This window comes from Microcoleus sp. B4-C2, from assembly GCF_036705265.1.
In the GTDB taxonomy this organism is placed as follows: domain Bacteria; phylum Cyanobacteriota; class Cyanobacteriia; order Cyanobacteriales; family Microcoleaceae; genus Microcoleus.
The window spans coordinates 20,804-34,901 of the sequence record NZ_JAUBUB010000070.1 but is presented as its reverse complement, the minus strand read 5'-3'; the positions used below and the strand labels follow the sequence as shown (position 1 = coordinate 34,901).

Genomic DNA, 14,098 nt, shown 5'->3' with positions numbered 1-14,098 from the left:
CAACTTTTGGGCTAGCTTTACTGTTTCTTTTATTCATAACCGGCGTGCGACGCCGGTGGAACGCTCTAAAGAGGACTGAAAATGGTGTTTTTTTAACGGTAATTCAGTCGGTTTTAACCGACTTTAGCTATTAGACAGGGAATTCATTCCCTGGCGGACTGTGCAACTTTATGCAGATAATCTGTCTGCTTCTATTACAAACAATTGCTGATCCTGCAATCGGATTTTTCCATCTTTCACGGCAGCCTTAACCAACTCGCTAAAGCGTGAAAATGTTTTTCCCTGATGTTGGCAGACAAAAGTTACTCCCTGATACTTGGGAAAAAGCTGCAACATTAGGTTGTTAATAAAACCTAATCCTGTACCCTTCCCTTTGCTTAATGCTGTTTTGATAGCTTCGATCAAATACTCAACAGCCTCATTGTAAGTGAGATGACACTGAACATTTTCTATTTGCTGCTGAGTTTTGGCTACTATCAAGCTAGGCAATTCATCAAGAAAGTGAAAATCACTACCTACAAGTTCTTTCAGCTTTTGTTTAACATTACCTCGCTGAGCAAAGACTATAACTTTTTTGCCACGATCTTTTAAATTGCGAACCAAGTTTACAAAGTCCCCATCTCCTGATACAAGGATAACTGTATCGGGAGGCCGATGGCTGTAAATATCATTAAGACAGTGAACCATCAATTGATTATCAGCACTATTTTTTAGAGGACAGGGAACATCGATACATTTAAAACCAAGGCTTTGCAGCTTGTTTTTTGCAGAGACTTGATCGGGACAGAGTGAATTGTAGTAGACTTTTGCCTCAATCAAGATCCCCTCAACTTTGGCAAATTCTAGCAATTGACTACCTAGATGTTTAATTGAGTTTGCGTTCTGAAGATCGATGTAAATAGAAACTAAAGCCTGCAACTGCTCCTTCATTTGATTATGTCCTACAAAGAGGTTGACTGGACAGCCTCGACATATCGCGCATCTAGTATTAATGGAACGTTGCCTGTGGGTTTGCTCAAAAATGAACATCTCGGCAAAGGACAATCTGTTACCACAAAACACTGTAATTTTGTTGGGATTTGATTAGCGTCTTAGCTACAGGGTTTACAGAACTGGAACGAGCTTTGTAGCAGCCCGCTGAAGGGAAATGTAACTCAATAATGTTTTGATTTTCTCAAGCTTGTATGAACTTGTTAAAACGACATTAGACGTACTTTCCGCTCAACGGGGTGCTAGAAACTTGCCCCAGTTTTATAAACCGTGTAGCTAAGACGACTCAATCAACATTCCTTCATTTTGAATGCGATATTTTGTTTTAGCTCTGCTTTTAGGCTAGCGTTCTAATTATTGGATGTCAAGTATTAACTCAAAATAATTTGTTTACATCCTTAGACATCTCACCAAGGTTTTCGCCAAGCTGACACCGATCGACCTTCCCCCCGCGAGCCCCTCTCCCTGCGGGCCCATCCCGCTGATCTCCGGCATTTGAACAGTAAATGTAAAAATATGTTGCAAACTTTATACTGCTGTGTTAAGTTTAGTTACATAAGGTTGAAATTAAACGAGGTTTATGGTCGTGGAAAACAAAGACGCAAAAGTTGGCTTCACTGAGTTTGCTGAAACCTGGAACGGCCGTTTGGCAATGTTGGGCTTCGTTATCGGCCTCGCTACCGAATACATCACCGGTCAAGGCATTCTCTCTCAAATCGGTTTGATGTAATCAGCTTAACTGCATACAATAGCTGAAATTCAGTCGGGCGATCGACCCCATCACAAGTGCACTCATCCCCCCCCCGCTAATAAGTCCCCTTGACTTCACGCGGAAGGGGATGAGTGCATTTTTTATCCAAAAATCCCACTGAGGGCACAAACAAAAATCTTTTCAGTCTCAATATTTATCGCGAGACTAACTCCAGGAAACTAAGCAATTTCTACAGAATCAAAAATCCTCAATTTAGGAGTCAAAGTCGCAACCTTCACCAAACCGTCGCGTTTGTGATTCCCCACGCTGTTACGTGAAATCATCTCCGACAGATCCGGCATTTCCTGCCAGCACTGCGAGCAGAACCAATAAAGGCGATTGTGGCGAGCGTGGCGGAGCAATTTAGAGGAGCAACAAGGGCAACTATTCATGATATTTTAAACCTTTTTTGAAGATATGGAGCGATAACCCAATCATTAGAGAGATTCACGAAAGCCTGCACATCTCAATTCCAGGCACAAAAATAAAAAATTTCTTTCACTCACAGCTTTGGGCGTCGCGCAAGTAGCACTTTTGGAGGCCCAAGAGTAACACCACAATCAAAAGCTGAACGCTCCAAGGAGCCCAAGAGAAACCCCAAATAAAACAACCCAGCCCGGCCCAAGCCACAAGAACAAAAATATCTTGAGAGGTTTGCCAGTAAATCCAGACTGCTGCCAGAGAAACTATTAGTAGCAAAATGTAAGCTGAGGGCATAATCGTCTTCTCCCAATGTGTCTGCCAACAGTCAGGAGCGATCCCTGACGTTCTGCTTAAACATAAAACTAAAACCTGAAGAACTTATGAAGACGAGGGAGTTGTTACAAAAAGTAAAATAATCCTGCCAGCTTATATTTTGCGGATAAATCAGTAGGAATACTGAGTTCATGGCTGAGGCCGAATTCGGTTAAATGGACGCACTACCAATAGGGATTTAGGCATCCCTAATTGGTATCAATTTCCCCCCAATACCGATAGGGTGGAAACTGATACCGGACTGAGGTTTTGAGTCTTAAGCTGACCAGACCAAAGGTGCGGGGTCTAAATTGCTACATATATCCTGCCCGATCGCCCCGATTGGATCTAAGGAACCATACCAAAAAACCAAGTTTTTTTAACTCTCTTTGCCTGCAAAACTACTGCTTGAAAAGCTGCACAATTCAAGGCGGGCGATCGATCTATTCTTGCTTCCAGCCCAAAGCCTCAGCGACCTGAGCCGCCAAAAACATCGGTTCAAAAGGCTTAGCAATCACGCTCACCACCCCCAAATCAGCGAACATCCGCCTGTCCCCAGCCAGAGCCTTAGCTGTCAATAAAATTACCGGAATGTGCTGCGTAGCCTTATTAGCTTGTAACTGTATAAAAGTAGTAGGCCCGTCTTGGTCGGGCATCATCACGTCCAATAGAATCGCATCAGGCTGTTCGGCAAGAGCCTTAGCAACACCCTCGCGGCCAGAACTCGCTGTCAGGACTTCCCAGCCCCCCACCAGCTCAAGACTGACTTGAGCTACTTCCCGAATATCTTCCGCATCGTCAATAACCAAGATGCGCTTGGCATTCAAAATTAACATTTTTTTATGAATGAGAACTGATCATAGATTAGAGGTTAAATGTGAATATTTTGTAAAGCAAATTATCTTACCCAATCGGACTTTACAGTAAAATTTCAAAACTGTATAGCAAATGTTGAAGGAACAAGGAACAAGGAACAAGGAAGTTACCATTGAGCGGCAGGGTTTCACCTAAGAACATCCTAAGCGTCTGGCGCGGTTGCTGTACAATATCCCACCCAAAAAAAGCCGCTTTTCGACCTCAAATTGTGCTTTTTGCCCGCAGTCCCCAAACTTCTGAAAAGGCTGAGATTGTTTGATCGAGTCATCGACAAACAATCTGCACAAAATCATTAACTTTGGGTACACCTGCGTAAAAATTAACTTTCAGTTGCCAGCCCCACCCGCAAGAAGTGGCAGACTTAAGAAAAAAGTGCTTCCCTCCCCCACAACGCTCTCCACCCACATCCGCCCCCCGTGCTGCTCCACGATACTGCGACAAATAGCCAGCCCCAAACCAGTACCTCCTTTCTGGCGAGAATCAGAAGCATCAACTTGTTGAAAGCGTTCAAAGACCATCTCCAGTTTGTCTGGCGGAATACCCCGCCCTTGGTCTTTCACAGCAATCACGATGTACCACGAGTTCGGAACTGGCAAATGCGGAGGCGCGGCGGCAGGCTCAGGAGACAACAAAGACGGAGACGACACCGACTTGTGCGCTGCTTTTTCTGCCAAATCCAGATTGTGGGTCAACTCCCCGCTCAGCCAAACCGTAGCGCCGGAGGGAGAAAATTTAATAGCATTACTGAGTAAATTTGTCAAGGCTTGAATTAGCCGATCGGGAACAGCTTGCAATTGCGCCCCCACAGGCTTCACCGACAGAGTAACTCCCGCCTGCTGAGCCATTCCCTGCATCTCGTCAGCCGCCTGCAACATCAGCTCAGCCACATTGCAAGTTTGTTTGATGGCAGTGCTGTAACTCGACTCCATCCGCTCTAAATCTAGGATGTCGTTGACCAAGCGCACCAAACGGTCAGTGTTACTGACAGCAATCTCCAGCATCCGCTTAGCTTTCTGGGGGTAAGCGTCCAGCAGGCCGCTGTTGAGGAGGCCGAGGGCGCCGTGAATCGAGGTCATCGGCGTCCGCAGTTCGTGGCTGACAACAGAGATGAATTCATCTTTCATGCGCTCGACGGCAAGCTGCTCCGTAATATCTTTAAAAGTCACCACAGCTCCAATAATTTCGCCTTGTTCTCGCATCGGAGCGACAACGTACTCAACCGGAAAACTGCTGCCGTCTCGCCGCCAAAAAATCTCATCGGTGACGCGCCGCGCCTCTCCGTCTTCCAAGGTGGCTAAAATTTGAGAACTTACCCGGTTCGGCAGCAGTTTGCCCGCCTGCTGTGCGGCGCAGTGGGGGACAAGTTCAGAGCCTGAATTCATGTCTGTTGCAGGTGACAGTTGCTCGATCGCCCTTGAGCATTCTTGCTGTGAACGGTGTAAGCTTTCATAGAGTGGTCGATCGATCAATTGCTTCGATTCGCACCCAGCCATTCTCACCGCCGCAGGATTGACAAAAGTTACTTTTCCCTGTTTGTTCAACCCGCAAATTCCTTCTCCCGCGGAGAACAAAATCATTTCTGTTTGGTGGCGGAGTTGTTCAAAGGCTTTTTCGACTCGCTTGCTGTCGCTGATGTCGCGAGAGATTGTCGAAACGCCCGTTACCGCTCCAGTCGCGTCTTTAATCGGAGAAATCGTGAGGGAGACATCTATCTGTTGGCCATCTTTCCGCAAGTGTACGGTTTCATAATGGTCGATGGTGGCTCCAGCTCTAATATTTTCCAATATTTGAGGCATTTCCTTGGGGCGTTCGGGTATGGCTAGAATCTCTATAGACTTCCCCTTGATTTCCGCCGCACAGTAGCCATAAATCTTCTCTGCTCCTGTGTTCCAGCTCTGAATTGTCCCGGTGAGGGTTTTGCTGACTATACCGTCATCGGAAGACTCGACAATCGACGCCAAGCGCACGAGTTCGTCTCTAGCTTGCTTGTATTCGGTGATGTCGCGGCCCAAAATCACGATACTTTTGCGTCTGCCGTCGGGGTGAAATACGGGTACTTTAATCACGTCGTAGATTTTCACAGTACCGTCCGATCGGGGAATCATTTCTTCCCCCCTAGAAAGCTTACCTTTTTCCCACGCTTCTCGATCGCTCACCTCGCACGCCTGTAACGCCTCGCGGTAAAAACTGCTGAGTTCTCCTAGCTGAGAATCTTTAAGGCCACGGTAGTCTATTTTTTCTAGCTCGAACACTTCCAATATCGCTTGATTTGCCTCCTGCCACCTGCCCTCGCCATCTTTGAAGCAGACAATATCTGGCATGGCATTCATCAGCAAGTTGAGATAGGAGTTTTCTCGCAGTGCAGTTTCTACCTCGGCCCGCTTGGCGATTTCCCGTTGCAGGTTTTCGTTTGCCGTTTGCAGCGAGTCCTTTAACAAACTTTCTGTAAAAGTCCGTTCTTTAATTATTTCCTGAAGTCTGTGGATTTCTAGCGACTGCCGCCTGCGGGCCAACAAATTCTCTACCCGCCAATGCAGTTGGGCGAGTTCGACGGGACTTACTATCAAATCGTCTATTCTGCGTTCGAGTTGTTTGGGCTGCTGCGAAAATGGCTGCTCAGAAAGAGCAGGCGTTTGGGATTGACTAACCAGCAAGAACGGTAAAAATATCGGTTCGGCGGCAGTTTTTAATGATTCTACCAGCGGCCCGATGCGATCGAAATTTGCCTCGTCGAGAATGCACAAGTCAAAAGCGATTTGGGGAATGGGAAATTCGGAGTTGGGATTTAAAGCGCGATCGAGTACAATCACCTCATGCTCGGTGTTGAGGTGGGCGCTCGGCAAATTAAGTTGTTGGTGGCGATCGACCAATAGTAAAATGCGGCTCATTAGTTTGTTAATTTCCCCATGACTAATGATATGATTTCCGGTAAATCAACTATTACAATAAGGTTTGTAGTGATGACTTTATCCCTCTTTTTTATGAGTGATGAATCCCTCATTACAGACATATTTTATAGTTCTAGATCGACCGGATGCGACCGAAATGATCAAGGCATTAGGTAGCCAGAGTAGAATCCCCAATTTGATATAATTTGATAATTATTTAATTGTTTTTTGGTTCAAAAAATCACTAATGACTAATCACTAATGACTAATGACTAATTCAGGGGGCGGGTTTATATTTATTTGGGTTAGCAGTTCTACTTTGCTCGTGAAACCCGCCCCTACAGCCTAATGACTAATGACTAAGGACTAATGACTAATGACTTTTTACGGCATTCCGATCGGAATCAAAGAATCGAACGGCATACAGCTAGAGTAACGACTCCCATCCGATAAAACCGCAATCAGCCTCACCTGCCAGTCGGGCATAATCTGCAAATCCGCCCAGGGCACTGCTACCTCCAAACATTTATCCACTCCCACTTGGGCGCGGCTAATGCGGGGCTGCCACTGATCGCCCTCTTCTGCTTCCTGAAACCAAATCGATTTCGTCAGCAAATTAATCTCTAACTGATGGTGGTATCTATAGTTTAGCGGTGCTTCGTCAGGCAAACCGGACAGCGGAATCAGACTGTTGTGCATCGTGCGATCGGGATAAAACCAGAACAAATTTAACTGCTGCGGGCAATCAATTCCCGGCCGCACCCCTACCTTGAAGTCGGCGCGAATATAAAAATTCAAGTGGTCAACCCCGTACCAAAGGCGCTGAATTGCCGAACTCCGGTGCATCGTACCCCTTGCTCCCCCAACTTCAATCCGGCCGGCTTTGTCCCAATCCTGTTCGTTGCCGATACCGTCAATCACCGGGTGAATAAAGCTCAGCGGCAGGTGGTCGCCTTGAACCTCGTGCACCTCTACTTGCCGCCGCACTTCCGGGGGTACAGGCTCGCCGAGAGCGTCGTAAATCGCCGCTACGTGTTCGCGAAATAGCTGGTCGAACATGGCATCTTGGTTCGACGTGTGGCCTTCGCCAAACCACCAGAACCAGTCGGAACCTTCGGCCGCATAAAGCGCTTCCCAAGCTTCTGGGTTGCTTTCTTCTGTGGCCTCTGGATGGTTTGCCAGCATTTGTCTGGCGGGCTCTAACAAGTCCCAAGCGCGATTTTTCGCGGGATCGCCGATCCAAGTTGTAAGGGAACCGTCCACCCAGGAACCGGTGTGGAGTTGGGCTGCGGGAATTGTTTCGGTTGCTGGGAATTTGTCGAGAAATTCTGAGACTGTGACTAATTTGATATCTGGATTGTCGCTGAGAGTTTGATAGAGGGATTCTAAGAACGGTTTGCCGTCTTGGGGATAGAATTCCCAGCAATTTTCGCCGTCTAGGGCGATCGTAACTAACCAGGGATTTTCTAAAGCTGTTTGACCCTCGGACTGTCGGTTTTTGAGAGTTCTGCCGATCGCCTCTAAGTGTCCCACTAAATCTGATGCTGCTTTTTCCGGTTCCATCGAACCGTAGGTAAACCCGATCAAGTCCGACAATCTGTGGTCTCTAAATACTATGGCTAAATCCCCGTCAGGAGTTTCTAAACGGTAAGGGCGATATAAGAATTCTGGTTCGTAGACATTCCCTGTCGCGTCGCGGTGGAAAAAGTGTTTAATTGTCCACCCCAATACTGCTTCGTCCGAGACTATCCATTTAAAGCCTTGTTTGGCAATGTAGGGCAAAATTTCCGGGCTGACTGCTTGTTCCGACGGCCACAAACCGCGCGGTTGGCAATCAAACCGGTCTTCATACATTTCCCAGGCTTTTCTCAGGTGTCGGGGAATATCTTCTTCCCACTGAAACCGGTGTTGTGGCAGCGTCATGTTTGGAATAGCTATGCGGCCGCCATTAGTGTCAGCAAGCAGCGGTAAAATCGGGTGCGTGTAGGGGGTTGTGGAGACTTCCAACTGTCCCTCAGCTTGCATTTTACGGTGCTGGGGGATGATGCGAGCGAGGATTTCTTTTTGTTTTGAGTAGATGTTTTTTCTGTCTACCAAACTAAAATTTTGTCCTTGTTTCAGCCACCCTGCAATCTCCGGGTCGTCCCAAAACAGCGGGTCAATCCAAGCTAAATTGTGCCATGCCAGCAAGTCGCTAAAATCCTGCAATTTCCAGTTTTCCAAACACCACTGAATGCCTTTTTCCTGCCGCTGAGTGTAGAGTTGAGCGTAGCGGGGGTGTGGCTGAATCAGAGTGTGGTAATTGGCGTCAAAAAAGTGTTCTAAAATGAACTCTTGTTCTGGGAGGGTTAAAATTTCTGCTGACTTTAATGTCACCGTCAAGTAAGGGTCTAATGCTTTATCTGCGATGCAGTCTTCTATCTGCAAAATCAAGGAGGGAACCAAGTTTACGGTTTGATGAAGCTTGGGATATTTTGCCAAAAGGAGCACTAAATCCAAGTAGTCTTTGACTCCGTGCAAGCGCACCCAAGGCAGTCGGTACTGAGCTGCTCCTGCGCTAGCGGATACTCTGGATTTGTAGAGCGGTTGGTGTTGGTGCCAAATGAAGGCTACATAAAGGGGGTGAGACATTGAATTTAGTAATTGGTAATTGAATTTGGTAATTGGTAATTGGTAATTGGTAATTAAATTGGGTAATTGGTAATTGGCAATTAAATTGGGTAATTGGTAACAGTCAACAGTCAACTGGTAATTGGTAACAGCCAACTGTTAACAGCCAACTGCCAACAGTCAACCGTCAACTGGTAATTGGTAACAGTCAACCGTCAACCGTCAACTGCCAACTACCAATTGCCAACTACCAATTGCCAACTGACTAATTACATTACCTGTTCGACTTCGGCAATTTCTGGGATAGCCTCGCGCAGGCGACGTTCAATCCCCATTCTCAGAGTCATTGTGGAACTCGGGCAAGAGCCGCAAGCTCCTTGCAGTCTCAGGTGTACCACTGGGCCGTCAATTTCTACGAGTTCGACGTTGCCACCGTCGGATATTAGGTAGGGGCGCATTTCATCGAGAACTGTTTCGACGTTATCTCTGGTTAGTGCTAGTGTCATATTTCGCCTCTGTGATGATTTCTTGCAGTTGATTGTGTTCGATTTGAGTCAAGGGCAGCATTCTCAACCGCGCGAGATTTAAGAAACCGGGCTTGTTGAAAAAAGACTTGCGTACTCAAATGAGCTGGCTGCAGCAAACCCGGTTTCTGTCACCGAAAAACGAGCGAGAAGCCCCTGACTTTAGGCATGGGGAGGACAGCGGCAGCGACGACCGTCGCATTAAAATCCCCTTTCGGGGTTGGAGAGGTATGGTTGCCTCAAAGCGTGAGGTATGGTTGCCTCAAACTCCCTTGCGGGGTAATGTTAGCTTCGCCAATGTTTAGTGAGCTTGTTAGGCTAGCAGCACGTCCTTAACCCTTGTACAGATGTTTAACCACTAGCGACAGAGCGGAAAACTAGCTTCGCATTCTCCGGTGTCGTGACTCAAAAAACGTAGTCAGTAAAGACTTAGGCTGGTAAGGTAAGCTCTCGATTCAATCCCGCTCAAAGAGCCGGACAGTCTTAAAAGCCTCCGCCTTTAGGCGTGGGGTTCCTTACGCTGATGCTCGATCCCAATTCGCTCTCTCGTTCGATCGTAGCGTTACTTGCCGCCAAATCAAGTTGATTCTGATACGTTAACCAAAAAAACCCTTTTATTTAAGAAATCGGGTTTTTGATCGCGCTACACTACTGCTGGTTCTAGCAGTTTGACGTTAGAGTAGTTGAACTCGGTTGTTGTCAGTTGACCTTTTTCTTTGGCTCGAACTACTTGCTTGGTCATGACATAATAGTCGCCTATCTTCTCAAAGGTATCTTCAAATTCGAGTTCTTTGATAATTTCGTCTGTTTGGGGGTTGCGGAAAACGGCATCGTAGTGGGTAGCCAAAGAACCTTCGGGTGTCTCTAAGCTTTTGTGCGTGTCAATTACGAAAGCCATGCGGCCCATCACCCGGCTGACTTGACAAATTGAGAGACCTCGGATTTTATAATTCGATCCCATTGAGTCGCCTTGTACCAAGATGTCCACAGCGTCGGTGCTATCCTTCTCGCCCAGGGTAAAGCTATTTTTGCCGTGAGATTTTTCAAATGTCGATCGTTTGCGGTGGGTGACAATATCGCGCATTTGGGTGTAGACGCTTTGCTGCACTTCCTCATCTTCAATGCCGCTGACTTCCACGCTCATGTCGGGTTTGATGGAAACATGACCCGTATATACTTCGTCGCCCTGTTTGAGTTCAATATCGGCACTGTAACCGGGAAAATTGGCATCCCAGGTATAGCGGTGTTCGTAAGCAGCGCGAAACAAATCGCGAGCGTTGGCTTGCTCTGTCATAAATCCCTCTTTCTCTTGACACCCATCTAGTTTAGCTTAACCGCGAGAAGCCCTACATTCACTGGGTAGGAGAGTTACCCGCACTCCTGGCGATCACTTCTTGGGGGTGCGGCTGGGCTGGCAATTAGGGCGCAACAAGAATTTACCGCAAAAGTGGGTCTAAAGCCCCGTCCTTCTAGGACGGCTTTAATTTCTACAATTTGTAAATAATTGTTAAATAGGTAGATTTTGTGGGTAAAAGTTGCAGTAAAAATAATGATAAACTATTCCCATGATAGTATTAGAGTTTAAGTTGAAAGGCAAAGCGGAGCAATATCGGATCATGGACGAAATGATTCGGACGGCTCAATTTGTCCGAAACAAAACTCTTAGACATTGGATAGACAATCAAGGAATTAAGCTGGTAGACCTATACAAACAGTGTGCCATTATGGCGAAAGAGTTTGAATGGGCAGGCAAGCTTAACTCGACGGCACGTCAAGCTTCGGCGGAGCGTGCCATTTTTGCTATAGGGCGTTTTTTTGCTAATTGCAAAGCAAAGAAACCAGGGAAAAAGGGATTCCCGCAGTTCAAAAAACACACTCGTTCCGTTGAGTACAAACAATCGGGTTGGTCACTTTCTGCCGACAAAAGATGTTTAACATTTAAAGACGGCTTCGCTGCTGGGAAGTTCAAGTTGGTTGGTAGTCGGGATTTGTATTTCTACGCGCCAAACGAGATTAAACGAATCAGAGTCGTGCGTCGTGCCGACGGATACTACGCTCAATTTTGTATCAATGTGGAACGGAAAGAGGAAGCTATTTCCACTGGTAAAGCCATTGGAATAGATGTCGGATTAAACCATTTTTATACTGATAGCGATGGCGAAACAGTTCCTAATCCTCGGTATCTCCGCAAAAGCGAAAAAGCTCTGAAGAGATCGCAGAAGCGAGTTTCTCGGAAAAAGAAAGGTTCTAAAAATCGAAAAAAAGCGATCGACAAGTTAGGAAGAAAACACCTGAAGGTCAGTCGACAGCGTAAAGACTTCGCCATTAAGACGGCGTTGTGCGCGGTGAAATCTAACGATTTTGTAGCCTACGAAGACCTTCAGGTGCGGAACATGGTTAAGAACCATAAACTCGCTAAATCAATTAGCGATGCTGCGTGGTCACAGTTTGCTCAATGGTTGGAATACTTTGGAAAAGTGTACGGCAAAACAGTTATTGCTGTTGCTCCTCAGTACACATCTCAGGAATGTTCACACTGTGGCAACCTGGTTAAAAAAACTCTGTCAACTCGAACCCATATTTGTGGTTGTGGTGTGGTGTTAGATCGCGACCATAATGCCGGAAAAAACATTTTGGCAAAGGGATTGAAGCAGGCAGGAATCAATTTAAATACGGTGGGGCACACCGAAATTTACGCTGGGGGACAGACCGATCTCTACTCGCTGATGGTAGCATCAACGAGCAAATCGACTGGATGATCCAAGAATCCCTGCGCCTTTAGGCAAGGGAGTGTCAATTTCTCTATCGGTTGCTATGATTTGAAGAGAAAGTCCCAAAATGCCTGGTTATTGAGAGCGCGATGGGTCGATCGCCACACACCAGTCTTAGTTATGGGTTATGTTGAAAAAACTTGTGTCCGCTTTTTAGGGGTTGCACCCGCCGGCAACTATTAGATTCCCCCCTTAATAAAATGCTAGAAACTGTCTACAAACACTTAGAAACATTGCAGGAACAAGCTAGGGAATTGCCACACCCGCAACAGGCAATTTTCACAAAGACTTTGGAAGATTTATCAAATTCTCTACAGGAAATTGCAGGCAGCCGCTTGTTTGAAAGCGCCACAAATAACGCGGCAAAGCTGGTTAAAATTGAAAAAAACAATCGCCTATTGGAGCGCACTGTAGCCCAGCAAGTAGGGCAAATCAGACAGCTACGGGAGCAGTTGGAAAAACAAATCAGCCAGCATCGCAGGGACACTCAAGCCTTAACTAAAAGTGAAGCCAAACTGCAAGCTATGCTGCGTAATTCTCCCGATCTAATTAGCATTGTCGGCTCCGATGGGCGAGTTAGATACCACAGCGGCTCTCTACAGCGGCTTTTGGGCTACAACCCAGAAGATAGAATTGGCAAATTTCACGGCGAGTTAATCCATCCAGACGATTTGCTAGCTTGGCAGACGTATTTTGGTAAGTTGTTAGAAGCTCCCGGAATTGGGGGGGCAATCGAATACCGGAAACGCCATGCTGACGGTTCTTGGATCTACATGGAGTCAATAGGTAACAGTTTGCTTTACGATTCTAGCGTGCAGGGAATTATAATTACTTCGCGGGAAATAGGGGAACGAAAGCAAGCCGAAATAGCAGTCCGAGAGTCGGAACTGCACTACAGAGTTATGTCGCAAATTACTTCGGATTTTGCCTATTCTTTTAAGGGACTTCCCGATGGCAAGTTCGCCTGCGAGTGGGCGACAGAAGCTTTTGAGCGCTGCACCGGTTGCGTTCCTGAAGAATTAGAATCGTTTGGTTGGTGGAACTCCGAACTCGTTCATCCCGACGACAGGGAAATGTTAATTAAACAGTTAGAAGGCTGTACTTTCAGCCGCACTGGAGCTAATGAGTATCGCATTATTAATCAAAAAGGCGAGGTGCGCTGGGTGCGGGACTACTGGCAAGTGGTGTGGGACAAAACTGCTGAACGGGTTGTCCGGTTGTGGGGCGCTTGTCAGGAAATTACCGATCGCAAGCAAGTAGAATTGAAACTGCAACTCGTTAACCAAGTTTTGCAAGCCCAGATAGCATCGGCGCCGCTGGCGATTAACTGTACCAGCAATGACGGCAATACCGTTGTTTGGAACCGCGCCGCCGAACAACTTTTTGGCTGGGCTGCGGCTGAGGTTTTAGGGAAACCTTTACCGAATATTCCTGAAGGCCAAAAGCAAGATTTTTACGCGCTGCTAAAGTCTGCGTCTAATGGCAAACCGCAAAATGGTTTGGAAATATCTTTGTTGAAAAAAGACGGTAGTTCGATCGATGTTTGGCTTTGGGCCGCACCTGTGCGAGATGCGGGCGGCCAAACTGTCGGCAGTATCAACATATTTTCTAATCTTTCAGAACGCAAGCGCATAGAGGAAGAGCGCCAAAAACTAGCAGCGATGAAAGATATGGAAGAACCTTTTTGGGCGCGCTATGTCAGCCCTCCAAAAATACCGAAAAAAAAGGGTGGCGGGTAATTATCTCAAGTTACAATCATTAAAAGTGCGAAAGTGCAATCTTATGATTGCAGGGTAAGAGGCTCTCAATCATGCTTGACAAAAGCACTTGAGAATTGGTTGGGTGGAGGGGAGATATTATTCCCTGCCCCTCCCATTTAGATATGTACGTGCGAATTTCTCCGCATACAGAGCCCGATGTTCTCAGCTTTCGCTTTTGCTCATGTGAATATAA

Annotated in this window: 11 protein-coding genes; 3 read left to right on the top strand and 8 right to left on the bottom strand. The window is 46.6% G+C overall.

Annotated elements, in window-relative coordinates; translation table 11 throughout:
• Positions 1–168: 168 nt before the first annotated feature.
• Positions 169–930, bottom strand: coding sequence for an NYN domain-containing protein (locus QUB20_RS19580; RefSeq protein ID WP_333250758.1), 762 nt, complete (start codon positions 928–930; stop codon positions 169–171).
• 646 nt (positions 931–1,576) lie between these two features.
• Here QUB20_RS19580 and QUB20_RS19575 point away from each other — a divergent pair.
• Positions 1,577–1,720: a chlorophyll a/b-binding protein gene (locus QUB20_RS19575; RefSeq protein ID WP_096831166.1), complete on the top strand. Its 144-nt coding sequence runs from the start codon at positions 1,577–1,579 to the stop codon at positions 1,718–1,720.
• 200 nt (positions 1,721–1,920) lie between these two features.
• Here the strand turns inward: QUB20_RS19575 and QUB20_RS19570 are convergent, their stop codons facing one another.
• The 7 genes from QUB20_RS19570 to QUB20_RS19540 all read right to left on the bottom strand — a co-directional run bounded on the left by QUB20_RS19570 (position 1,921) and on the right by QUB20_RS19540 (position 10,668).
• Positions 1,921–2,133, bottom strand: coding sequence for a hypothetical protein (locus QUB20_RS19570; RefSeq protein ID WP_333291588.1), 213 nt, complete (start codon positions 2,131–2,133; stop codon positions 1,921–1,923).
• Between the two features lie 106 nt (positions 2,134–2,239).
• A complete protein-coding gene (locus QUB20_RS19565) occupies positions 2,240–2,458 on the bottom strand; it encodes a hypothetical protein (RefSeq protein WP_333223180.1) in 219 nt (72 codons plus the stop codon).
• Between the two features lie 461 nt (positions 2,459–2,919).
• Positions 2,920–3,312 (bottom strand): response regulator, encoded by a 393-nt coding sequence (locus tag QUB20_RS19560; protein WP_333250754.1) that lies wholly within the window; start codon positions 3,310–3,312, stop codon positions 2,920–2,922.
• Between the two features lie 366 nt (positions 3,313–3,678).
• Positions 3,679–6,240, bottom strand: coding sequence for a PAS domain S-box protein (locus QUB20_RS19555; RefSeq protein ID WP_333250752.1), 2,562 nt, complete (start codon positions 6,238–6,240; stop codon positions 3,679–3,681).
• Between the two features lie 384 nt (positions 6,241–6,624).
• Complete coding sequence (locus QUB20_RS19550) at positions 6,625–8,871, bottom strand: glycoside hydrolase (RefSeq protein WP_333250750.1); 2,247 nt, start codon at positions 8,869–8,871, stop codon at positions 6,625–6,627.
• 248 nt (positions 8,872–9,119) lie between these two features.
• Positions 9,120–9,356, bottom strand: coding sequence for a NifU family protein (locus QUB20_RS19545; RefSeq protein WP_006632519.1), 237 nt, complete (start codon positions 9,354–9,356; stop codon positions 9,120–9,122).
• A gap of 661 nt (positions 9,357–10,017) precedes the next feature.
• Entirely contained in the window at positions 10,018–10,668 is a 651-nt protein-coding gene (locus QUB20_RS19540; RefSeq protein ID WP_333038699.1) for a DUF3386 domain-containing protein, read from the bottom strand.
• 271 nt (positions 10,669–10,939) lie between these two features.
• On the opposite strand from QUB20_RS19540, the gene QUB20_RS19535 reads away from it, so the two are divergent.
• Together QUB20_RS19535 and QUB20_RS19530 are read left to right on the top strand one after the other, a co-directional pair.
• Positions 10,940–12,133: a transposase gene (locus QUB20_RS19535; RefSeq protein WP_333250748.1), complete on the top strand. Its 1,194-nt coding sequence runs from the start codon at positions 10,940–10,942 to the stop codon at positions 12,131–12,133.
• A 212-nt stretch (positions 12,134–12,345) separates the two neighbouring features.
• The gene (locus QUB20_RS19530; RefSeq protein WP_333250746.1) at positions 12,346–13,884 is read left to right on the top strand and encodes a PAS domain S-box protein; all 1,539 of its coding nucleotides are present in this window, start codon (positions 12,346–12,348) and stop codon (positions 13,882–13,884) included.
• Positions 13,885–14,098: the final 214 nt, after the last annotated feature.